The sequence below is a fragment of the Gordonia sp. DT30 genome, from assembly GCF_049844915.1.
In the GTDB taxonomy this organism is placed as follows: Bacteria; Actinomycetota; Actinomycetes; order Mycobacteriales; family Mycobacteriaceae; genus Gordonia.
Window position 1 is genome coordinate 322,232 of record NZ_JBNCLY010000001.1, and the last position, 22,708, is coordinate 344,939.

The following is a 22,708-nucleotide window of genomic DNA, read 5'->3' on the forward strand; positions in this document are numbered from 1 at the left end:
CCCCCGCTCTCGTCGATGCCAGCCTAGCGGCGCCGACTGAGAACATGCCACGAAGGTCACATGCGCGGGCGTGAATGCCCGCACCGGGACGGGCGGTGATCGGCCATACCGCTCAGAGCAGACGGACCACGTTGGGCATCGCGCCGGCCGTACGCACCGGCGACACCTTGACCACCGAGCCGGACTCCGGCGCCTCGACCATCTTGCCGTCGCCGAGGTACATCGCGACGTGCTCGCTGGCGTTGGCCCCGTAGAAGATCATGTCGCCGCGCTGCATCTCGCTGAGTGGAAATTGTGGTCCTGACGTGTACTGGTAACCCGTGTAGTGCGGCAACGAGATACCCACGCCGGCGAAGGCGTAGACCATCAGGCCCGAGCAGTCGAAACCGATCTTGTTGTAGTCGCCATAGCTGTCGGCGACGCCGCCGTCGCGGATGCCCTGCGTCGGACCGTTCGCATCCCCACCGCCCCAGGCGTACGGAACATTCAGCTGCGACAGCGCCCGGTTGACGACGACCTCGACCGCCTGCGGTCCGCGCAGACCGGACCGGGCCACGCCCCCGCCGCCGCCGGAACTGCCGAAGAGGCTGCCGAGGCTGCCCGACCCCAACCGGGAACCGAGGGTGTCCGGGCCGTCGCTGCCCAGGCCTGCGCCACCCAAACCGAGTTCGTCGAGCAGTTCCGAATGCGGCACCTGCTGCTGGCCGACGAGGCCCGACAACATCTTCTGGGTGACGTCGAGGGCCAGCCGCGCCGCGGCCTCGGCCGCCACCTGCATCGTGTCGTTGTCGCCCGCGGCCTGCGTCGGACTGATCGTGGCGGGCCCGGGCGCCGGCTGACCGGGCACGTTCCGGAACAAACCGGTGAGCAGATCCGCCGGTGCCGGATCGGCGACCTGCCGCGGCCGCACCGTGCCGCGCAACGCGTCGAGCCGGGTTTGCACCGAGTCGCGCTGCTGGACCAGGGCGACGCGTTTGCGTCGCTGATCGACCATCGCGCTGCGCGCCTCCGACACCGCCGACACCGCGCCGTCGCGACGGGTCTGTGCGCTTTGGGCCGCGTAGGCGGTCTGACGTTTGGTGGCCTGCAGCGCCGCCACCTGATTCGCCTGCTGATTTCGGGCCACCTGCAGGCGCCGGATGGTCTGCTGCTGGTCGCGCCCGAGCTGATTGATCACCGACACCCGGTCGAGGACGGCCTGGGGATTCGACGACGACAAATACTCGGTGAGCGTGCCCTCGTTGCCACCCGTGCGGTAGACCGAGCGGACGAACTTGTCGAAGGAACGCTGCGCGTCCTGGGTGGCACGGGTCGCGCGGGTCAGTGACTGGGCGGCACCGTCGGCGGCGACGGCGGCGATACGTTTGGCGGCGAGCGCGTTCTGGTAGTCGGCGACCGCATGGTTGGCAGCCTCTTGCCGGGCGGCCACCGCGGCGTCGAGGTCACTCAGGTTCTGATTCACCGTGGCGATCTGATTGATCAGGGCCGACACCGGGGATCGCGGTGCGCTCGAGGTGGTCGGCGCCGCGGCCGCAGATCCCATCATGGCGACGACGCCTGCGGTCACGGCGACGAGTGACGTCGCCAGAGACGCCCAACGTCGCGTCGCCTTTCGGCCCACACCTGTGGTCCCTCGCCTCACTGAGTACTCCCTCGCCGTCTGTCACCAGATGTGCTCATCCGTGGCACGAACAGCGCTTGCAACCCCCGTCCGACGCACAGACGCCGACGATGCAACACGCATCACTTGCGGCGCGTTAATCGACATCTACACCACAGGTGACATGGGAACCGTACGTCACATTTGCCACAGGCGAAAACATCTGGAACGAATTACAAAGACGTGATTACCTGCGGCGATGCTGTGAACTGCCAAAAGACCAACAGGGGTGGGTTGGTATCGAATTGGCAACAGTGGCCGTAACTTCGGTGTCGGCTCTTCAGGCGACACCGGCATCGGCCGGAAGCGAAGGCGAAAAGCCGCCGACGAGCCGCGCGTACCAGCGGATGGGCGGCCTCAGGAGTGGGGGCGCGACGGCGCCGAGTCGTCCTCGGCAGGCGTGTCGTCACCGCGGTCCGGCGATGGTGCCGACTCCGGTTCGACCACAGGCGGGGCGCTCGACGATCGGCGTCGTACGGCGCGCACACGCCCGAGCACCGCACCGATGGCGACCACCGCGATCAGCACGATCGTGATCAGCGTCCAGTCCAGTCCGGGTCTGGCGATGGCGTCGACCATCTGCTGGGCCGCCTGTGGCGGATTGGACAGCGTGAGATTGTCGGTCGCGTCCTCGAGCGTGGCACGGCTGAACTCCGGCGAAGCGCTGCCGACGGAGTTCGGACCGAACACCAGGACGGTCCCATGCACCTGCTGTTGGAGTTCGGTGGCCACGTCCCGGTACATCGTGAACTTCGGCAACTGCTGCGAGAGCACCACGATGTTGATGTCATGGCCCTGCGCCTGCGCGTGGGCGACCACCTGCTTGAGTGCCGGCACCTGCGCGGGATCCTGGCTGTAGACGTGGTCGTCGCGCAGGTCGGCAGCGATCGCGGTGAGGTCGACGCCACCGGGGGCGGTGGTGGCCGTGACCCCCTCGGTTGCGGTCGCCGGCGCCGCCGTGGCGGGCGCGGCCCAGACGCTTGCACCGTCGTTTGTGCCGTCGGTGACCGGACCAGGATTCATTGTTCCGCTCCCTCGGGACAGGTGGGCGCCGTGCTCGATGCCCACGTTTACGATCAGCAAATGTCCGCCGGACCGAAGAGTGTCCGCCGGTCCCGGTCAGAACGGTACGACAGAATGCGCGTGCGGTGAGCATCCGGGGGCACGCAGGCCAGACCGCGCGTGTCGTTCTTGTTAGCAGTACGCCCGTACTGTTAGACTGACCGGGTGCTCCGGCGACCGCATGGTCGTCGGAGGGAATATGTAGAGCACGATCCCGGCGCAGCCCGTCGGGTGATGGTCAGAGTCGACGAGCCGGTGTTTCATCGACGAGCACGATGGTCCGGGGATCGTCGCCCCGGCCGCACAGCATGCCGGCGCAGCCCGCCGGCCAGAGGAGAGTGGATTACACGTGAGTATCAATTCGTATGGCGCACGCGGCACCCTGGAGGTGGGCGACAACTCCTACGAGATCTACCGCCTCGGCGCGGTCGAGGGCACCGAAAAACTTCCCTATGCGCTCAAGGTGCTCGCGGAGAACCTGCTGCGGACCGAAGACGGCGCGAATATCACCAAAGAACACATCAGCGCGCTCGCCAACTGGGATCCCTCGGCCCAGCCGAGCATCGAGATCCAGTTCACCCCGGCCCGCGTGATCATGCAGGACTTCACCGGTGTGCCATGCATCGTCGACCTGACCACCATGCGCGACGCCGTCAAGGAGCTCGGCGGCGACCCCGACAAGGTCAATCCGCTCGCGCCGGCCGAGATGGTCATCGACCACTCGGTCATCATCGAGGCCTTCGGCAACGCCCAGGCATTCGAGCGCAACGTCGAGATCGAATATCAGCGCAACGAGGAGCGCTACAAGTTCCTGCGTTGGGGCCAGGGCGCCTTCGACGACTTCCGCGTCGTGCCGCCGGGCACCGGTATCGTCCACCAGGTCAACATCGAGCATCTCGCCCGCTCGGTCATGGTGCGCGACGGCGTCGCCTATCCCGACACCTGCATCGGCACCGACTCGCACACCACCATGGAGAACGGTCTGGGCGTGCTCGGCTGGGGCGTCGGCGGTATCGAGGCCGAGGCGGCCATGCTGGGCCAGCCCGTGTCGATGCTCATCCCGCGCGTCGTCGGCTTCAAGCTGACCGGCTCGGCCAAGCCCGGCGTCACCGCGACCGACGTGGTGCTCACCATCACCGAACTCCTGCGCAAGCACGGCGTGGTCGGCAAGTTCGTCGAGTTCTACGGCAACGGTGTCGCCGAGGTACCGCTGGCCAACCGCGCCACCATCGGCAACATGAGCCCGGAATTCGGTTCGACCTGCGCGATCTTCCCGATCGACGCGGAGACCATCAACTACCTCAAGCTCACCGGGCGTAGCGCCGAGACACTCGACCTGGTCGAGGCGTACGCCAAGGAACAGGGCATGTGGCTGGACAAGGATGCCCCCGAGGCCCAGTACTCCGAGTACCTGGAGCTCGACCTGTCCACCGTGGTCCCGTCCATCGCCGGCCCGAAGCGCCCGCAGGACCGGATCGAACTGTGGGACGCCAAGAACGCCTTCCGCAAGGACATCCACAACTACGTCGAAGAGGGCAACACCCCGGCACTCAACGGTGTCGACGAGGCCAACGAGGAGAGCTTCCCGGCCTCCGACGCCCCCTCTACCTCGCCCGGCGCCGCGAAACTCTCGTTCTCCGACGAGCCCGCCCACAATGCGTCGAAGAACGCCGAGGGCCGCCCGTCGAAGCCGGTCACGGTGGAGTCGGCCGAGCGCGGCACGATGATCCTCGACCACGGCATCGTCACCATCGCCTCGATCACCAGCTGCACCAACACCTCTAACCCGTCGGTCATGCTCGGTGCGGGTCTGCTCGCGAAGAAGGCCGTCGACAAGGGCCTGACGTCCAAGCCGTGGGTCAAGACCTCGATGGCGCCGGGATCGCAGGTCGTCACCGGCTACTACGAGAAGGCGGGCCTGTGGCCCTACCTGGAGAAGCTGGGCTTCTTCCTGGTCGGCTACGGCTGCACCACCTGCATCGGCAACTCGGGACCGCTGCCCGAGGACATCTCCAAGGCGATCAACGACAACGACCTCGCCGCGACCGCGGTGCTCTCGGGCAACCGCAACTTCGAAGGGCGCATCAACCCCGACGTGAAGATGAACTACCTGGCCTCGCCGCCGCTGGTCATCGCCTACGCACTCGCCGGCACGATGGACTTCGACTTCGAGTCCGACCCGCTGGGGCAGGACACCGAGGGCAACGACGTCTTCCTGAAGGACATCTGGCCGTCGAACGAGGAGATCCAGCAGACGATCGCCTCGTCGATCTCGCCCGAGCAGTATGCCCAGGACTACGCCGATGTGTTCAAGGGCGATGAGCGTTGGCAGAGTCTGCCCACCCCGGACGGCAAGACCTTCGAGTGGGATGACGAGTCGACCTACGTCCGCAAACCTCCGTACTTCGAGGGCATGACCCCCGAGCCGGAGCCGGTTGCCGACATCGTGGGCGCGCGCGTGCTGGCCAAGCTGGGCGATTCGGTCACCACCGACCACATCTCCCCCGCGTCGACCATCAAGCCGGGCACCCCGGCGGCGCAGTACCTCGACGCACATGGCGTGGCCCGCAAGGATTACAACTCGCTGGGCGCCCGCCGCGGCAACCACGAGGTGATGATCCGCTCGACGTTCGGCAACATCCGGCTGGCCAACCAGCTCGTCGACGTCACCGGTGGCTACACCCGCGACTTCACCCAGGACGGCGCCCCGCAGTCGTTCATCTACGACGCCGCGCAGAACTACGCCGCGCAGAACACCCCGTTGGTCGTTCTCGGCGGCAAGGAGTACGGCACCGGCAGCTCGCGTGACTGGGCCGCCAAGGGCACCAGCCTGCTGGGCGTGAAGGCCGTCATCACCGAGAGCTTTGAGCGCATCCACCGGTCGAACCTGATCGGTATGGGCGTGATCCCGCTGCAGTTCCCCGAGGGCGAGTCACACAAGACGCTGGGCCTCGACGGCACCGAGGTCTTCGACATCACCGGCATCGAGGCACTCAACTCCGGCGGCACGCCGGAGACGGTCCATGTGACGGCGACCAAGGAGGACGGCTCCACCGTCGAGTTCGACGCGAAGGTGCGCATCGATACCCCCGGTGAAGCCGATTACTACCGCAACGGAGGCATTCTGCAGTACGTGCTGCGGAACATGATCAACAGCTGAGGCGCACCGCTCGACAACGAGGAGCAATTACGTGCCCAAGGTCAGTGATGACCGCCTTGCCGCGCGCCGCCGGGAGATTCTCGACGGCGCGCGGCATTGTTTCGCGGAGTACGGATATGACGGGGCCACCGTCAAACGGATCGAGGAATCGACCGGTCTGTCCCGTGGTGCGATCTTCCACCACTTCCGGGACAAGGAAGCGTTGTTCCTGGCGCTCGCGCAGGAGGATGCCGAACGGATGGCCGACGTGGCCGCCGAGCAGGGCCTCGTCCAGGTCATGCGCGACGTCCTGGCACGTCCGCAGGACTTCAACTGGCTCGGCACCCGACTGGAGATCGCTCGAAAACTGCGTACGGACAAGAGCTTTCGCGATGCCTGGATGTCACATTCGGCCGATGTCGAGAAGGCGACCCTGGCCCGGCTGGAGCGCGGCCGCGCATCGGGCCGGCTGCGCGACGACGTGGCGCCCGAGGTGCTCGTGAAGTATCTCGACCTCGTCCTCGACGGCCTCATCACGCGGCTGGCGACCGGGCAGCCGACCGACGACCTGCACGATGTCCTCGACCTCGTGGAGGAGTCGGTGCGCGTCTCGCGCTGATCCCCACATCGAAGTCGGCCTTTGCCGATTCCACCGTGCCGAGCGAACGCTCGCTATAGCCTGGGTTCCCAGTGTCATCGGCTGTGAGGAGACAGCGTGTTCCCAGGAGTTTTCGCCGCTCGTACCCCCGACAAGCCCGCCGTCCTCCGGCCGGCGACCGGGGAACAGCTGACCTACCGGCAACTCGACGAGAACTCCACCCGGCTGGCCGATCATCTCCATTCGCTCGGCCTGCGGCCGGGCCACTGCATCGCCGTCGTCTCCGAGAACGACCTCCGCATCTTCGAGGCCTACTGGGCCGCGCTGCGCAGTGGCATGTACATCACCGTCATCAACCACCACCTGACCGCCGAGGAGACCGACTACATCCTCGCCGACTCCGACGCCCAGGTCGTGCTCGCCGGGGCATCGGTGGCGCACGCTCTCGCCCACGCCGCCTCGCTGCCCGCACTTGCGGCGCCGGGCCGCCGAATCGCCTGGGGCGGAGACATTCCCGGCTTCGACGCCTATGAGAAGGTGCTCGCGCAGGCTTCGGCGCGGCCGCGCACCGACCAGCCGCGCGGCACCGACATGCTGTACTCGTCGGGTACCACCGGGCGCCCCAAGGGGATCCGGACCCCGTTGCCGCAAGGGCAGGTCGACGCCATCCCCGACGCCTACACCGCGGTCTTCGGGCCCATGTACGGATTCGACGAGAACTCGGTGTACCTCTCCCCTGCCCCGCTGTATCACGCTGCGCCACTGCGCTATTGCGGAACCACCCACTCCGTCGGCGGAACCGTGGTGATGATGGATCACTTCGAGCCGGAGGAGGCCCTACGACTGATCGAGACCTACCACGTCACCCACAGCCAGTGGGTGCCGACGATGTTCATCCGCATGCTCAAACTGCCCGATGCGGTGCGTGCGCGTTACGACGTCTCCAGCATGAAAGTCGCCATCCACGCAGCAGCCCCCTGCCCGGTGGACGTCAAGCGGGCCATGATCGAGTGGTGGGGTCCGGTCATTCACGAGTACTACGCCTCCACCGAGGCTGCGGGAGCGACATTCATCGGCCCGCAGGAAGCTCTCGCTCATCCCGGCTCGGTCGGCCGGCCACTACTGGGTATCGTCCACATCTGCGACGAGGACGGCGTCGAATCACCCACCGGGGACGTCGGATCGGTGTACTTCGAACGGGACGGGGCGGCCTTCGAATACCACAACGATCCTGCCAAAACCGCTGCCGCGCGCCACCCGGGCCACGACAACTGGTCGACCACGGGCGACGTCGGATACGTCGACGACGACGGGTATCTCTACCTCACCGATCGCAAGGCGTTCATGATCATCTCCGGCGGGGTCAACATCTACCCGCAAGAGGCGGAGAACGTTCTGGTCACCCATCCGGCGGTCTTCGATGTCGGCGTCATCGGGGTGCCCGACCCGGACCTCGGTGAGGTCGCCAAGGCGTGCGTCCAACTCGCGCCCGGACACACGCCCTCGGCGGAGCTTGCCGCCGAACTGCTGGATTCTGCGCGATCGAAGATCGCCGCATACAAGGTGCCCCGTTCCGTGGACTTCGTCGACGACCTGCCCCGCACACCCACCGGAAAGCTTGTGAAGGGCGTTCTGCGCAAGGCGTATTGGCCGTCGCCGGTATGATTCTGCAGGTCCTTGATTTCGGGGACGACCCGGTAACGCGGCGATAACAGTTTCTGTGGTTTGCTAACGATCCGACCGCCCGATGCGGATTAGTCATTGTCGGGGGACACATCGGACTCGGGTCGGGGAGACCACGAGAACCCCATGCATCACATGAATTTTCGCCCGCGGACGACCGCCCTGCGGCTTGCCTGTGCCGTCGCCGTCAGCGCGGCCCTGACCTCCGGGGGCGGCATCGCTCTGGCCGACGAGCCACCCACGAGCGATTCGACGACCACGACCACCGACGAGCCACCCACGACCACGTCGACGGAGACGACGACGTCTCCTGACACCACCACTCCGCAGACCACGCAGAGCACGCCTTCGACGCCGGCATCGACCACCACGACGACGCCCACCACGACGACGCCCACCACGACGACGCCCGCCCCACCCGAAGGCGAGGGCACCATCAATCTGTCCGCCACCGACACGTCTGGCGCTCCACTGCCCGGTGTCGTCGTCGACTTCGCCGGACCGTCGAGCGGGCAACCGATTCCGCTGCCCGCCTCGCTGAACGACTATCCCGGCGACTACCACGTCACCGTCACCACCGTTCCGGCCGGCTATCGGCTGATCGGCTCCGGCGGGATCACCGTGCACCTCGCCGTGGGGCAGACGGTGGGCCACGTGTTCGTCTTCAAGCGCACCGGGGGCAACGATGGCGACGGGTTCCTACAGATCATCAAACGTGACCGGATCGATGGACACACCCTGGGAAATGCCCGTTTCGTCCTCGCCACGTGCGGCGGCGAACCACTCGGCATCGAGGTCACCGGGGTGACCGGTGCGCTGACCCGCAAGGTCCACCCCGGCTGCTACACCGCACACGAGTACGCCGCCCCCGCAGGCTATGTCAACGACGGATACACCTACACGTTCCAGGTGACCGCCGGACAGACTGCCACCCAGGTCGTATACAACACCCCGGCAGGGCATGTCAGCCAACGTGATCCGGGCGGACGTACCCCGCTGTCGTCGATTCCCTCCGGACCGGTGAACCAGCGGTGACGGCCGCGCTGTCAGCTCCCCTGCGGCACAACAGGAGCCAGGAATGTCAACGAAGCCGACAGTGTCCGTATCGGTAACCCCGCGATAACGGTTTCGGTGAACTGGTAACGACCCGACGCACGGTGCGGATCACCCAGTGACGGGGACACACACATCGGACTCGGGTCGGGGAGACCACGAGAAGATCATGCACCACAAGCGCTTTCACCTACGGACGACAGCCCTGCGGCTTGGCTTTGCAATCGCCGTCACCACCGCCATGGCCTCCGGTGTGGGTGTCGCAGTCGCCGACGATTCACCGGCCGGCGACCAGGCCACCACGACCGCCGTCACCAGCCAGCCGACCGCGACCACTCCGACGGATCCGGCCACGACGACCCCGCAAACCACACCGAGCACGCCTTCGACACCGGCCTCGACAACCACCACGACAACCACCACGACACCGGCAACCACGCCGGCCTCGACAACCACGACGACACCGGCAACGCGCTCGCTGTATCTCGTCTCGTTCGTCCCCAAGGCCGGTGGCATCGATCCGGTGGGCGGCGTCCGAGTCCACCTCACCGAGACCGGGTCGGGCGCCGGGATCGACGCCACGACCCCGGCGCACCTGTCCGTACCCGCGGGGATGTACCGGGCGCATGTGGTCGGTGTTCCGGCCGGCTACCGACTCGTCTCCGGCGAGGACGATACGGTCGACCTCACCGACAACGGCAATCACCTGCAGTTCATCCTCGAACGCGTAACCGCGGGCAACGGGGCCGGTCCTGTGGCCCGTGATCCGGGCGGGCGCACCCCACTGTCGTCGATTCCGTCCGGACCGGTGAACCAACCATGACGACCACCCCGAGCGCGCATCGCAGCGTCCGGCACGCCGCCGTGGCCGTTGCCGTGACTCTCACCGTGTTGCTGATCGGGTTGCTCGTCGGCGGCTGCGGCAGTACCGGATCAGTCAAATCCGCCAATCCGTCTGCGGCACAGCAGGACCTGCCCGTGCCTGTCAAGGCACACACCGATGATCCCGGCGCCCCGGTCTCGGTGGCCACCGGCGGCGGCACCGCACAGGTTGATGCGGTGGCCACCGACACCGCGGGCGCACTGCTCCCGCCGCAGGACGTCACACGCCTCGGCTGGTGGGTCGATTCGGCTCTGCCGGGGTCGGGTAAGGGCACGGTGGTGATCACCGGGCACATCGACGAGGCCGGACAGGGCAAGGGTTTTGCCGCGCGGTTCGCCGATCTCGCACCGGGTGCCGAGGTGCAGGTCACCACCGCCAACCGCGAGCAGGTCGCCTATCGGGTGACCCGGGTGCAGACTGCCGACAAGCACAATGGCTTCCCCGCAACCGAACTCAATCGACTCGACGGCCCGGAGACGCTGGCACTGGTCACCTGTGGAGGACCGTTCATCGGCCCTCCCCTCGGCTATGCCGACAACATCATCGCCTGGGCGTCACGGGGGTAACCCTTGCGACTCAAGCGAGTTCGATGAGCTCCTGATACTCATCGCTCCAGTGATCCTCGGTGCCGTCGGGCAGCAGGATCACGCGTTGCGGGTCGAGTGCAGCAGCGGCGCCGGGGTCGTGGGTCACCAACACCACGGCCCCGGTGTAACTGCGCAATGCATCGAGGACCTGCTCGCGTGAGATGGGGTCGAGGTTGTTGGTCGGCTCGTCGAGAAGCAACACATTCGCCGCCGAGGAGACCAGACCGGCCAGCGAGAGCCGGGTCTTCTCACCACCGGACAGCGTCCCGGTGGGTTGGTCGAGCTGCGGCCCGGTGAACATGAAGGCACCGAGCAGGCTGCGCAGGTCCTGTTCACCCGCGTCCGGGGCGGCGTGGCGGATGTTCTCCCACACCGTGGCAGCGTCGTCGAGAGTGTCATGTTCCTGGGCGAAGTATCCGATCTTGAGGCCGTAGCCGGGTTCGATCGAACCGAGGTCGGGTGCCTCGACGCCGGCGAGCAGCTTGAGCAGCGTGGTCTTGCCCGCACCGTTGAGGCCGAGCACCACGACCCGGCTGCCCTTGTCGACGGCGAGGTCCACGCCGGTGAAGATCTCCAGGGACCCGTAGGTTTTGGTCAGTCCCGACGCCATCAGCGGGGTCTTGCCGCACGCCGCCGGCTCGGGGAAGCGGATCTTCGCGGTGCGATCGGCGACCCGCTCGTCTTCGAGGGAGTCGAGCATGCGGTCGGCGCGCTTGAGCATGTTCTGTGCCGCGGTGGCCTTGGTCGCCTTCGCACCGAGCTTGGCCGCCTGCACGCGCAGCGCCGACGCCTTCTTCTCCGCGTTGGCGCGCTCACGTTTGCGCCGCTGCTCGTCGGTGGCGCGAGCGTCGAGGTAGCGCTTCCACCCCATGTTGTAGACGTCGGCCTCGCCGCGCACGGCATCGAGGAACCACACCCGGTTGACCACATCGGCGAGCAGATCGACGTCGTGGCTGATCACCACCAGGCCGCCCTCGTGGTTCTGCAGGAAACTGCGCAACCAGGTGATCGAGTCGGCGTCGAGGTGGTTGGTCGGCTCGTCGAGCAGCAGGGTCGTATCGGATTTCCCGGATCCGTCGGAAGCGGCGAACAGGATGCGTGCCAATTCGATCCGACGCCGCTGCCCGCCGGACAGGGTCCGCAGCGGCTGGGCCAGTACGCGGTCGGGCAGGCCGAGACTGTTACAGATCCGGGCCGCGTCGGACTCGGCGACGTAACCGCCGAGGGCGGAGAAACGCTCCTCGAGTTGCCCGTACTTGGCGACGGCCTTGTCGCGCACCCGGTCGTCGGCCGCCTCGGCCATCAGTGCCTGCTGCTTTTCCATCTGCCGCATGATCGCGTCGAGGCCGCGTGCCGAGAGCACCCGATCACGCGCCAACACCTCGAGGTCGCCCTCCTTGGGGTCTTGCGGCAGGTAGCCGATCTCCCCGCTGCGGACCACCGTTCCCGCATACGGCTCGGTTTCGCCGGCGAGGATGCGCAAGGTGGTCGTCTTCCCGGCGCCGTTCCGGCCGACCAATCCGATGCGGTCACCGGCTTGGATGCGCAGTGCAGGGCCGGGTGCCGACAACAGGGTCCGGGCACCCGCTCGAACTTCCAGGTCGGTCGCGGTGATCACGACGATCCAGTCTAATCGCCACCGGCGATATGGCCGCATCGCGCAAAAGGGCGCAGGTCGAGGGTCCGCTAGGCTGGCGCTGTGACCGACACCACCGCGTTTCCCGTCCCCGATCTCCGTGGCCGCTCGGCCCTCGTCACCGGCTCCAGCCGCGGTATCGGACTCGAGATCGCCACCGAACTCGCCCGACGCGGCGCAGCCGTCGTCATCACCGGACGCAAACCCGAACCACTGGACGGCGCGGCCGAGTCGATCCGCGCCGCCGTCCCCGGTGCCCATGTCACTGCGGCACCCGGCAACACCGGCGACGTCGAGCATCGGGCGGCTGCGGTCGCGGCCGCCGCCGCGCAGGGCGGCGTACACATCCTGGTGAACAACACCGGCATCGCGCCGGCCGCGGGACCGCTGATGGATGCCGACCTCGGGGCGGTTCGCAAGACCTTCGACACCAATGTGGTCGCCGCCCTGGCCTTCGTACAGGAGGCGTATCGCGCGGGCATGGCCGAGACCGGCGGCGCGGTGGTCAACATCGCGTCGGTGGCCGGCCTGCGCTCCACGGGGGCCATCGCCGCCTACGGGGCGTCCAAGGCCGCCCTGATCCGGCTCACCGAGGAACTGGCCTGGGAGCTCGGCCCCGTCGGCATCCGGGTGAACGCCATCGCGCCGGCGATCGTGCGTACCCGATTCGCCGCGGCCCTCATCGCCGGCGACAACGAGGCCAAGGCGTTGGCCGGCTATCCGCTCGGCCGACTCGGTGAACCGGAGGACATCGCGCGGGCGGCCGCCTTCCTGGTCGGCGACGAGTCCTCCTGGATCACCGGCGAGACCCTGCGGGTCGACGGCGGCCTGTTGGCCACCGGCTCGATGTGACACCGGCCCCTTCGGCCATCGTGGTGGGTGCCGGGCCGGCGGGGCGCGCGCTGACTCATCGACTCGCACAACGCAATGTGGCAGTGACACTTGTTGATTCGCATCCTCAACGCATGTGGCGGGCCACCTACGCATGCTGGACCGACGAACTGCCTGCGTGGGTACCATCCGACGTGGTCGCCCAACAGCTGGACGCTGTACGAATCTGCTGCCCCCATCCGCGCGACATCCCGCGCAGCTACGCGGTGCTCGACACGGCCGCCCTCCGGCAGGCGCTCACCGATCCGCAGGTCGAGATCGTCGCCGGGCGGGCGGTTGTCCTCGGCGACAACGCAATTCGGGTCGACGATGGAACAGTGCTCCGTGCCGGCACCGTGATCGATGCACGCGGGACCGCCGGACACGGCCCTCGTCAGACCGCCTGGGGCATCGTCGTGCCGCGACCGGTCGCCGCGCCGATCCTCGATGGCGCCGACGCGATCCTGATGGATTGGCGGCCGGCCGCACCGGAACTCACCGGGTCGCCATCTTTCCTCTATGCCGTGCCGCTCGATGCCGAGCGGGTGTTGCTCGAGGAGACCTGCCTGGCCGGCGCACCGGCATTGTCCCCGTCCGCGCTGCGTGATCGCCTGACACGTCGACTTGCCTGTGCCGCCATCGATCCCGACGACGTGCTCGCGAGCGAACGGGTGTCATTCGGGCTCACCGGCATCGACGCCCGGCCGTGGCGGCACCGGCCGCTGCTCTACGGCGCGCGTGCCGGGCTGATGCACCCGGCCACCGGCTACAGCGTGGCCGCGTCGTTGGCGGCCGCCGACGACGTGGCCGCCGCAGTCAGCTCCGGGCGGCAGCCGGCTGCGGCGCTGTGGCCGCGTCCGGCGCGCGCGATCGCCCGGCTGCGGTCGGTCGGACTGCGGGCGCTACTCGAGATGGATACCGCCGAGATCGCCGACTTCTTCGACAATTTCTTCTCGCTGCCGGTGGCCGTGCAGCGCGACTACCTCTCCGAACGGCGCCACTTGGGCTCCGTCCTCGCGGCGATGGTCCGCATCTACCGGGGTGGCGACCGCAGGCAACGGTTGGCGCTGATGCGCGCACTGATCTGAACGCCCCCGACGGCCGAATCCGACACGGACGCATTGCTACAGCCTCGAATCCACCGCTTCCGATTCGAGAGCCAGCACGGCGAAGACGCATTCGTGGACCTGCCACAGCGGTGCGGCGTCGACGTGATGGGCCAACGCCTCGCGACCGAGTTGGTACTCACGCATAGCCATCGACTGCTTGTGCCGGAGATCGCGGGCGCGTAGACGGCCGAGATCGGCACGGTAGGACGGCCCGTAGATGATCCGCAGATATTCCGGGCCGCGTACCTTCAGGCCCGGCGGCACCAGGCGACCCCTGCTGTCTCGGGTCAGGTTGGCGGCCGGCTTGACCACCATGCCCTCGCCACCGGAACCGGTGATCTCGTTCCACCATCGGGCACCAGCCGCACGTGACTCCGCCGAGGTGACGTCGACGTCGATGTGCCGGGTACCGGCGAACAGCGCCGGCTCTGCCCGGACCAGTTGCGCCGCGACATCGAGATGCCAGGCGTGCGAACAACTCTCGAATGTCGTCGCGCCATCGGATCCGCCGGCGGCGAGGACCTCGGACGGTGCGATACGCAACTCGGCCATCGACGCCCCGACGTCGACGTACTCGAGATAGGCGGCGCGGAATGCCCGGAAATCGTCGATCGTGACCGCGGTACGTGCCACCAACCGATCGACCTCGAGACCGCGCGCCCCGGCGGTGTCCAGCTCACGGGCCAAGAAGTCCAGTTCCGGCTCGGCCGCAGCGGCGACCTGCGCAAAATGGTCGCGAATCAGACCTTCGCCCTTGATGTTCCACGGCAGCACCTCGGCATCGATGATCACCCAGTCCCAGCCGCGGTCCGCGAGGATCGGACGCAGTGCCGATCGCGCGCGCTCGACGACCGACGCTGTCGTCGCCGGATCGAAGAACGACCGACCAGTGCGGGTATAGAGCGCCCCGATCCCCTCGGTCACCCCGAACACGCGCCGGGCGACACCGGCATCGGCGGCCGGCACGAGAACTCCCCTCGACCCCATGTGCTTTTCCTCGCACACGACGTGCTCGACTCCGAGGTCGGCGTAACGGCTGTACGCCGCCTTCGGATCCTCGAGCAGGTCCGGGCTCTCGCCACCGACCGGACTCATGGTCGGCGGCAGATAGCGAATCCAACCCGGATCGACGGCGTAACGCGACATCACCTCGAGGGCTGCGGCGGCGTTGTCGGCACGGACGGTGACCACGGGCCCGTACCGGCCGGCGATGGACCTCTTGCCGAGCACATCGTCGAGCCGGAGTTCCGATCGCACCAGGGTGTCGGCGGAGCTGTCGCCATAGCCCATCGGCTTTCCGCTGGGCCAGTAGACTTCTCGCGCCGGCACGTCGACGACCGACGACTCCGGATATCGCAGGGCGCTGAGTCTGCCACCGAAGACGCAACCGGTGTCCACACAGATCGTGTTGTTGAGCCACGCGGCCGCGGGTACCGGCGTATGCCCGTAGACCACCGTGGCGGCGCCGCGATAGTCACCACGCACCGGGTAGCCCCAACGATCTTTCTCGCCGGTCGTCTCGCCGTACATGGCCAGGGCGCGGACCCGGCCCGATGTCCGTCCGTGATAGCGCTCGGCCAGACCGGCGTGCGCCACGACCAGCCGGCCGTCATCGAAGATGAGGTGCGACACCAGGCCGTCGACGAACGTCATCACCTGCTCCCGGAACCCGGTCGGCTGTGAGTCGAGCTGGGCCACCGACGTCTGCAGTCCGTGGGTCAGCTCGACCTCACGGTCGTGGCGGCCGGCAACGGATCGCTGACGCAAGACTTTCAGCAGCTTCTCCTCATGGTTGCCACGCACACAGAAGGCCTGACCCGCATCGACCATCGCCATCACCAGCCGAAGAACGGCGGGCGTATCCGGCCCACGGTCGACGAGGTCGCCCACGAAGATGATGCGCCAGGCCCGCGGGATGGTCACGCGCACCGACGATCTCACCACTCGAGCTGCGTACCGGCGTCCAGCCGAGTCGTTCGAGCAACTCGGCGAGTTCGCCGATGCAACCGTGGATGTCACCGATCACGTCGAATGGTCCGTGTTCGGCGGTGCGGTCGTTGAAGAGCCGGGTGCGGACAACCGTGGCCGTATCGATCGCGGCTGTTCCGTCGAGGACGTGCACAAACCGGAAACCCTCCTTGCGGAGGTTCTTTCCCTGTTGGCGCAGCAGCCGGTGCTGACGGACGACCACCGCCTCAGAGATGTCGGGACGCTGCCCGGCACGCGCCGTCAGCTCGGTCAGCGGCACATCCAACACGATCGCCGCCGCGAAGACGTCGTGGTCCTTCGCCATCTCCAGCAGTCCACGGCGATCCTCGGGGCGTGCCGAGGTCGCATCGACGACCGTCAGCAGGCCACGCCGCAGCCGGTGCCGCGCCACGTCGTAGAGCGCGTCGAAGGCATCGCCGGTGGCCGACTGATCCGTCGGATCGTCGGCGACCAGCCCGCGGAACACATCCCACGACAGAATCTCGGTGTCGCGGAAGTGGTTGTGCGCGAACGTCGTCTTACCCGCTCCCGACGCACCGACGAGTACGACCAGACACAGGTCGGGCAACTCGATGGTGGTCATCGACCCACCTCCCCGTCGACCCGGGTGAAGACCGCCGTCTGGGTCGGCGCTCCGAGGCCGTCGGCCCTGTCGCCGATCTCCAAGATCGAAGCCGTGTAACCGTAAGTCGCGCAGACATCGTCGCACCAGGCGCCGAACTCGGCCCGAGTGAACTCGAAGCGGTGATCGGGGTGCCGGAACTCGTCGGCGGCGAGCCCGAACACCGGATTGTGCTCACGATTGGGCGTGGTGACGATGACCGTACCGGGCGCCATCGACTCGAAGACCGAATACACGGCCGTCGGCAGTCGATCGGGCTCGATGTGCTCGACGACCTCCATCAGGACCACGGCATCGTGTCCGCGGCACCGCGGATCGGTGTACATGAGCGACGACTGCCACAACTCGACACCGCGCCACCGCTCGAGTCGTCGCTGCGCCCTCTCGAGCGCCTGCATCGACACGTCGACGCCCGAGAGTCGGCCGGCGAAGCGGTCGGAGACCAGCTCGGCGAGCAACTTCCCCTCCCCGCAACCGATATCGAGAACCGAATGGGCACCGGTCTGGCGGATCAGGTCGGCCACCCGTCGGACACGCCGGCCCGCCAACGACGTCCCGTGAGTCCGGGATGTGACCGGCGCGTCGTCGGCGCCGCTTTCGACGAGGGCCCGCCGGGTGAGCGGTGCGACGTGCTTGAGATACCCGCGCACGATCTCTTCACGGCCCGGATGTCCATCGAGCCACCCCTTTCCGAGGCGATCCAGCTTGTCGATCTCGGGTTCGTCCACGAAATAGTGTTTGTCGTCGGCGATCACCGGCACCAGCACACACACGTGACGCAAGGCCTCGCGAACGGTGGCCGAACCCTCGAGCACCACGTTGCGGAACACCGAGTCGCCCCAACTGGCCGGATGAAGGCGCTGCGGGGTCGACGTCACCGACCATCCAAGGGGCGCAAAGACCTCCACCGGGTCCGGACCCCGCACCGGCACCGAGACGATCTCGATCCGCAGCGGCCAGACCTTCTCGGTGAGGTCGGGCCGCATTGCGCAGCGTCCCGCGATCGCATCTCCGAAGACCTTGCCCAGTGCCACGATCAGGCGCGACGAGGCGGCGTGGGCCACGGTGTTCACGTAGCGGTCGGGCTCGCCGACCGCCCGCGCCCCGGCCCCGTCCACGTGAACGACGACCCGGCACCGATCATCGGTCGCGACCGGGTAGAACACGGTCGCGTGGCCCTGCGTCGTCGGAAAGGACTGCACCCGTTCGGGATGCTTGTGCAACAGATATCCGAGGTCGGTGGCCGGGGGTGACATCGTCACCGACCGCTTCGATGGCCAGAATCACCGTCTCAGCGCACTGACCTGGGCAACCGCAATTCGCCGTCCCCGATCAGGCGCGGCTCGTGCCGCATCGGCTTCTTGCCCGCGGCCGTCGACGCGAACATCTCGCGACGCCTACGTACTTCAAAGTGCCTTTTGTAAGCTCCGCCTTACCGACGCATGATGGTGTTACGCACTAGCAGTGAGGTGAACAAGAATGGTTGATCAGATAACCCATCCCGACGGGTCGCAGATCGTCATCGAGGTCTGGTCCGACCTGGGATGCCCGTGGTGCTATCTCGCGAAGCACCGGCTCCAGACCGCGATCGAGCAGCGCCCCGACGCCGATCGGTTCAAGGTCGTGATGCGGTCCTTCGAGCTGAATCCGGCAGCACCGAAGCGCCCGGAGGCGATCGAAAAGGCCTTCATCAGTACCCACGGCGGAACCGCCACCCAATTCCTGGCGGCAGAACGCCAGATGCAGTCGATCGCCCGCAAGGAAGGCCTGGAGTTCACGCTGGACCGTCTCAGTGCCAACACTTTTGACCTGCACCGGGTGGTGCAGTACGCCAACGACGAAGGACTCGGGTTCGAGTTCTTCTCGGCTGTCCAGGACGGCTTCTTCGTCGGCACGCTCAACCCCTATGACTCCGATGCCCTGGCCGCGGTCGCCGAGTCGGTCGGGCTCGACGGCGGGCGAGTGCGCGCGATACTCGCCGGCGACGAGTACGCCAAGCGGGTACGCGCCGACCGGGCAAAGGGACTCGAGCTCGGTGCGACCGGTGTCCCGTTCGTCGTCCTCGACCGGCGGGTCGCCGCCCCGGGTGCACAAAAGGTCCAGGTGTACGGCCAGATGCTCGAGCAGGTGGCGGCCGCAGCCGCACCGAGCGAGCGTGTGTCATGAACGAGCACGACGAGCAAACAATCGAGGTAGCCGCGCCGAAGGGTGGCCTCCAGATCATCGCCGCACCCCCCGGCGGATGGTGCGAGCCCGACACCGGGGTCTGCCACCTCGATCCCCCCGACCCGGTGAGCGACGCCGAGGCTCTCGACGAGACGGACGCGCCCGGTCCCGCCGGGCGGTGACCACTCGACGAGCCACCGACCGATCCGCAACAACAGCAGACCGGCAACACAGCCGATCACGCAGACCCGCCTCCGGAGATCACCGGAGCGTTCCCACCACTCTGAAAGGACCCCACCCATGTCGTATCTGCTTCACATCGACTCCTCGTCACTCGGCGAGGCATCGATCTCGCGCCAAGTCGCCCAGTCCTTCCTCGACGGCTGGAACGGCGACGTCGTCCACCGAGACCTGGCTGCTTCACCGGTGCCTCACCTATCCGCGGCCGGCATCTCCGCCCGTTCCACGGCCCCCGACCAATACACGGCCGAAGAGGCCGAGGCGGCCGCGTTGCAGGACACGCTGATCGAGGAGTTCCTCGGCGCGAGCTCCTATCTGTTCACCGTGCCCATGTACAACCTGACGATGCCGTCGGTGTTCAAGGCATGGCTCGACCAGATCATGGTCTTCGGCCGCACCATGGCGTTCGAAGGTCCGGTGCCTGCGGCCGGCCGGCCGGCCGTGGTGATCTCGGCGCGCGGAGGCGGCTATGGTCCCGGTGCCCCCAAGTACGGCCTGGATTACGTCGTACCCAGCCTCGAAGCCGTACTCGGCCGTGCGGACATGCTCGGCCTCGACCTCACCACCGTCGTTCCCGAGCTGACCATGGTGCCCCACGCCCCGGCCATGGCCGCACTGCTGCCGAAGCACGAGGAATCCATGGCCAGCGCTCACGACCGGGCCAGGGAGCTCGCCGCCACGATCGCCGGGGCCACGACCGCCGCCTGAGCCCGCGCCGGCTCGATACGAAGCGACCGACGCGGCCCCGCCCTCCGTGGGTGGGGTCGCGTCAGTTGTTGCCGCGCAGCTTCCGCCAGCCCTCGATCATCTCGTCGACGTCGACGGTGCGGCAGATCAGCTGCGAACTCGGCTCCAGACCCGGACGCAGCCGATCCTGCCTCACCCGCCGGTTGAAGTCGGTCAGGATGGTGCGCACCGCGGATTCATTCCCGATGCCGCGCAACGATTCCGGGAACGACTGGCGTTCCTTGCGCAATTGCAGGATCGGTGGGAGCAATGCGGCGGAGTCGAGATCCTCGTCGCGAATCTTCTGCTTGGCCCACCAGTCGGGGTCGTCGAGCCCGGAAAGGTTGAGTGGCTTGCCCATTCCGGGCAGGTTGTCGAATTCACCGCGCTCGGTGGCCTCGCGGATCATCTTCTCGACCCGGGTCTCGTGCCGCTGGGGTCGCCAGCGCCGGACACGCCGAAAGTGGCCGTCAGCGGGCAGATCCTCGGGTTGCTCGGTCACGACCTACACGGTGAAGCCGAGCGCACGGAGCTGTTCGCGCCCGTCGTCGGTGATCTTGTCCGGACCCCATGGCGGTATCCACACCCAGTTGATCTCCAGGTCGGTACACAGACCGCTGTTCACCAGCGCCGCTCGCGTCTGGTCCTCGATGACATCGGTCAGCGGACAGGCCGCCGACGTGAGCGTCATGTCGATCCTGGCGACGGCGTCATCGGTGATCTCGATCCCGTACACGAGGCCGAGGTCGACGACGTTGATCCCGAGTTCGGGGTCGACGACATCTCGCATCGCCTCTTCGACGTCATCGAGCTGCGGCAGCGACGTGGTGACCTCCACCCCGCCGGCAATGCTCTCGGTGTTGTCGCTCATGCTGTCTCCGCTCGTTGCGATTCGATTGCCTCGACCGATCGTGCCAACGCATCCTTGAACGCCAGCCATCCCAGCAGTGCACATTTCACCCGGGCGGGGTACTTGCTGACCCCCGCCAGGGCCACGCCGTCGCCGATCACGTCCTCATCGCCCTCGTCCCGGCCGCGGGAGGTCAGCATCGCGTTGAAGGATCCGAGGGTGGCCAACGCCTCGTCGAGTGTCTGACCGACGATCTGGTCGTAGAGCACCGATGTCGACGCCTGCGAGATCGAACAGCCCTGTCCGTCATAGGAGATGTCGGCGACGCGCTCGCCGTCGTCACTCAACGCCACCCGCAAGGTGACCTCGTCACCGCAGGTGGGATTCACGTGATGCACCTCGGCGCCGAACGGCTCCCGCAGCCCGCGACCGTGCGGGTGCTTGTAGTGATCGAGGATCACGTCCTGATACATCTGTTCCATCCGCATCAGCGCTTACCTCCCATCGACGTCCCACTCCACATCAGCGGTCACCGTTGACGCCGAAGAAGCTCTGCGCCTTGCCGATTGCGGCGGCGAGTGCGTCTACCTCGTCGAGTGTGTTGTAGGCGGCAAAGGAGGCGCGGGCGGTGGCCGCCACCCCGAACCGCTTGTGTAGCGGCCACGCGCAGTGGTGCCCGACGCGGATGGCGACACCCTCGTCGTCGAGGATCTGGCCGAGATCGTGGGCGTGGATGCCGTCGACGACGAACGACACCGCTCCCCCACGATCGGCGGTGGTGGCCGGTCCGATGATACGCAGGCCGTCGATCTGTCCGAGCAGGTCGAGAGCCCGCTCGGTCAGCGAGTGCTCGTGTGCGGCAATGGCTTCCATACCGATCGCATTCAGATAGTCGATTGCGGCGCCGAGGCCGACGACCTGCGAGGTCATCGGCACGCCGGCCTCGAATCGCTGCGGCGGCGGCGCGTAGGTGGTGCCGTCCATGGAGACGGTCTCGATCATCGAGCCACCGGTGATGAACGGCGGCAACCCATCCAGCAGTTCGGTCTTGCCGTAGAGCACTCCCACACCGGACGGACCGAACATCTTGTGCCCGGAGAAGGCGGCGAAGTCGACGTCGAGAGCGTTGAAGTCGACCGGCGTGTGGGGCACCGACTGGCACGCGTCGAGAACCACCAGCGCGCCGACGGCACGCGCCCGCCGCACCATCTCCGCGACATCGGCAACCGCACCGGTCACGTTGGACTGGTGGGTGAAGGCCACCACCTTGACGGTGTCGTCGAGCTCGAGTGACGACAGATCGATCCGGCCGTCCCCGGTCACGCCATACCAGCGCAAGGTGGCACCGGTCCGGCGGCAGAGTTCTTGCCACGGAACGAGGTTCGCATGATGCTCGAGCTCGGTGATGACGACGGTGTCGCCCTGTCCCAGCGGCTTCCCGCCCAGCAGCGCAGCGCTGCGGTCGTCACCGAGGGTGTAGGTGACCAGGTTGAGCGCCTCGGTCGCGTTCTTGGTGAACACGATCTGATCCGGGAGTGCCCCGACGAAACCGGCGATCTTCTCGCGGGCACCCTCGTAGGCGTCGGTGGCCTCCTCGGCGAGCTGATGAGCGCCGCGGTGCACCGCCGCGTTGTGGGTCAGCAGGAATTCGCGTTCGGCGTCGAGGACCTGCAGGGGCCGCTGCGAGGTGGCTCCGGAGTCGAGATAGACAAGCGGCTTGTCGTCGCGAACGGTGCGCGCCAGGATCGGGAAATCGGCGCGCAGAGCGGCGACATCGAGCCCGCTCGAGCGGGTCTCGACGGCATCGGCGAAAAGGGTCACGATTGCTCCTTCTG

General features: G+C 67.3%; 20 protein-coding genes and 1 pseudogene. 11 read left to right on the forward strand and 10 right to left on the reverse strand.

What is annotated here, in order from left to right:
- Positions 1–112: 112 nt before the first annotated feature.
- Entirely contained in the window at positions 113–1,642 is a 1,530-nt protein-coding gene (locus ACLQ3C_RS01525; RefSeq protein ID WP_425702757.1) for an NlpC/P60 family protein, read from the reverse strand.
- Positions 1,643–2,017: 375 nt separating this feature from the next.
- A complete protein-coding gene (locus ACLQ3C_RS01530; RefSeq protein ID WP_425702759.1) occupies positions 2,018–2,683 on the reverse strand; it encodes a DUF6676 family protein in 666 nt (221 codons plus the stop codon).
- A gap of 388 nt (positions 2,684–3,071) precedes the next feature.
- On the opposite strand from ACLQ3C_RS01530, the gene ACLQ3C_RS01535 reads away from it, so the two are divergent.
- From ACLQ3C_RS01535 to ACLQ3C_RS01550, 4 genes are all read left to right on the forward strand, one after another.
- Entirely contained in the window at positions 3,072–5,882 is a 2,811-nt protein-coding gene (locus ACLQ3C_RS01535; RefSeq protein WP_425702760.1) for an aconitate hydratase, read from the forward strand.
- A gap of 31 nt (positions 5,883–5,913) precedes the next feature.
- The gene (locus ACLQ3C_RS01540) at positions 5,914–6,480 is read left to right on the forward strand and encodes a TetR/AcrR family transcriptional regulator (protein WP_425702762.1); all 567 of its coding nucleotides are present in this window, start codon (positions 5,914–5,916) and stop codon (positions 6,478–6,480) included.
- A 96-nt stretch (positions 6,481–6,576) separates the two neighbouring features.
- Positions 6,577–8,124 (forward strand): acyl-CoA synthetase, encoded by a 1,548-nt coding sequence (locus tag ACLQ3C_RS01545; protein ID WP_425702764.1) that lies wholly within the window; start codon positions 6,577–6,579, stop codon positions 8,122–8,124.
- A 153-nt stretch (positions 8,125–8,277) separates the two neighbouring features.
- The gene (locus tag ACLQ3C_RS01550) at positions 8,278–9,177 is read left to right on the forward strand and encodes an MSCRAMM family protein (protein WP_425702765.1); all 900 of its coding nucleotides are present in this window, start codon (positions 8,278–8,280) and stop codon (positions 9,175–9,177) included.
- 204 nt (positions 9,178–9,381) lie between these two features.
- On the opposite strand, the gene ACLQ3C_RS01555 is transcribed toward ACLQ3C_RS01550, so the two are convergent.
- The gene (locus ACLQ3C_RS01555) at positions 9,382–9,711 is read right to left on the reverse strand and encodes a hypothetical protein (RefSeq protein ID WP_425702767.1); all 330 of its coding nucleotides are present in this window, start codon (positions 9,709–9,711) and stop codon (positions 9,382–9,384) included.
- Between the two features lie 7 nt (positions 9,712–9,718).
- On the opposite strand from ACLQ3C_RS01555, the gene ACLQ3C_RS01560 reads away from it, so the two are divergent.
- Together ACLQ3C_RS01560 and ACLQ3C_RS01565 are read left to right on the forward strand one after the other, a co-directional pair.
- Entirely contained in the window at positions 9,719–10,018 is a 300-nt protein-coding gene (locus ACLQ3C_RS01560; RefSeq protein ID WP_425702769.1) for a hypothetical protein, read from the forward strand.
- Entirely contained in the window at positions 10,015–10,644 is a 630-nt protein-coding gene (locus ACLQ3C_RS01565; protein WP_425702771.1) for a class F sortase, read from the forward strand. The genes ACLQ3C_RS01560 and ACLQ3C_RS01565 overlap by 4 nt, the downstream gene beginning before the upstream one ends.
- 10 nt (positions 10,645–10,654) lie before the next feature.
- Here the strand turns inward: ACLQ3C_RS01565 and ACLQ3C_RS01570 are convergent, their stop codons facing one another.
- Positions 10,655–12,283 carry an ABC-F family ATP-binding cassette domain-containing protein gene (locus ACLQ3C_RS01570; protein ID WP_425702773.1) on the reverse strand — a complete coding sequence of 543 codons (1,629 nt, stop codon included), beginning with the start codon at positions 12,281–12,283 and terminating at the stop codon, positions 10,655–10,657.
- Between the two features lie 81 nt (positions 12,284–12,364).
- On the opposite strand from ACLQ3C_RS01570, the gene ACLQ3C_RS01575 reads away from it, so the two are divergent.
- A complete protein-coding gene (locus ACLQ3C_RS01575; protein ID WP_425702775.1) occupies positions 12,365–13,153 on the forward strand; it encodes an SDR family oxidoreductase in 789 nt (262 codons plus the stop codon).
- Between the two features lie 23 nt (positions 13,154–13,176).
- The gene (locus ACLQ3C_RS01580) at positions 13,177–14,259 is read left to right on the forward strand and encodes a lycopene cyclase family protein (protein WP_425702939.1); all 1,083 of its coding nucleotides are present in this window, start codon (positions 13,177–13,179) and stop codon (positions 14,257–14,259) included.
- Positions 14,260–14,295: 36 nt separating this feature from the next.
- Here ACLQ3C_RS01580 and ACLQ3C_RS01585 read toward each other — a convergent pair.
- Positions 14,296–16,852 (reverse strand): annotated as a pseudogene (locus ACLQ3C_RS01585) (polynucleotide kinase-phosphatase).
- Positions 16,849–18,147 carry a 3' terminal RNA ribose 2'-O-methyltransferase Hen1 gene (locus ACLQ3C_RS01590; protein WP_425702940.1) on the reverse strand — a complete coding sequence of 433 codons (1,299 nt, stop codon included), beginning with the start codon at positions 18,145–18,147 and terminating at the stop codon, positions 16,849–16,851. Before ACLQ3C_RS01590 ends, ACLQ3C_RS01585 begins: the two are co-directional and overlap by 4 nt.
- A gap of 223 nt (positions 18,148–18,370) precedes the next feature.
- On the opposite strand from ACLQ3C_RS01590, the gene ACLQ3C_RS01595 reads away from it, so the two are divergent.
- From ACLQ3C_RS01595 to ACLQ3C_RS01605, 3 genes are all read left to right on the forward strand, one after another.
- Positions 18,371–19,057, forward strand: a complete 687-nt coding sequence (locus tag ACLQ3C_RS01595; protein WP_425702777.1) for a DsbA family oxidoreductase — start codon at positions 18,371–18,373, stop codon at positions 19,055–19,057.
- Positions 19,054–19,239 carry a hypothetical protein gene (locus ACLQ3C_RS01600; RefSeq protein ID WP_425702779.1) on the forward strand — a complete coding sequence of 62 codons (186 nt, stop codon included), beginning with the start codon at positions 19,054–19,056 and terminating at the stop codon, positions 19,237–19,239. Before ACLQ3C_RS01595 ends, ACLQ3C_RS01600 begins: the two co-directional genes overlap by 4 nt.
- A gap of 118 nt (positions 19,240–19,357) precedes the next feature.
- Positions 19,358–20,005: an FMN-dependent NADH-azoreductase gene (locus ACLQ3C_RS01605; protein WP_425702781.1), complete on the forward strand. Its 648-nt coding sequence runs from the start codon at positions 19,358–19,360 to the stop codon at positions 20,003–20,005.
- A 61-nt stretch (positions 20,006–20,066) separates the two neighbouring features.
- On the opposite strand, the gene ACLQ3C_RS01610 is transcribed toward ACLQ3C_RS01605, so the two are convergent.
- The 4 genes from ACLQ3C_RS01610 to ACLQ3C_RS01625 all read right to left on the reverse strand — a co-directional run bounded on the left by ACLQ3C_RS01610 (position 20,067) and on the right by ACLQ3C_RS01625 (position 22,694).
- Entirely contained in the window at positions 20,067–20,432 is a 366-nt protein-coding gene (locus tag ACLQ3C_RS01610) for a DUF1992 domain-containing protein (protein ID WP_425702942.1), read from the reverse strand.
- A gap of 96 nt (positions 20,433–20,528) precedes the next feature.
- A complete protein-coding gene (locus tag ACLQ3C_RS01615) occupies positions 20,529–20,894 on the reverse strand; it encodes a metal-sulfur cluster assembly factor (RefSeq protein WP_425702783.1) in 366 nt (121 codons plus the stop codon).
- The gene (sufU, locus tag ACLQ3C_RS01620) at positions 20,891–21,361 is read right to left on the reverse strand and encodes a Fe-S cluster assembly sulfur transfer protein SufU (protein WP_425702785.1); all 471 of its coding nucleotides are present in this window, start codon (positions 21,359–21,361) and stop codon (positions 20,891–20,893) included. Before sufU ends, ACLQ3C_RS01615 begins: the two co-directional genes overlap by 4 nt.
- A gap of 34 nt (positions 21,362–21,395) precedes the next feature.
- The gene (locus ACLQ3C_RS01625) at positions 21,396–22,694 is read right to left on the reverse strand and encodes a cysteine desulfurase (RefSeq protein WP_425702787.1); all 1,299 of its coding nucleotides are present in this window, start codon (positions 22,692–22,694) and stop codon (positions 21,396–21,398) included.
- Between the last annotated feature and the right edge of the window lie 14 nt (positions 22,695–22,708).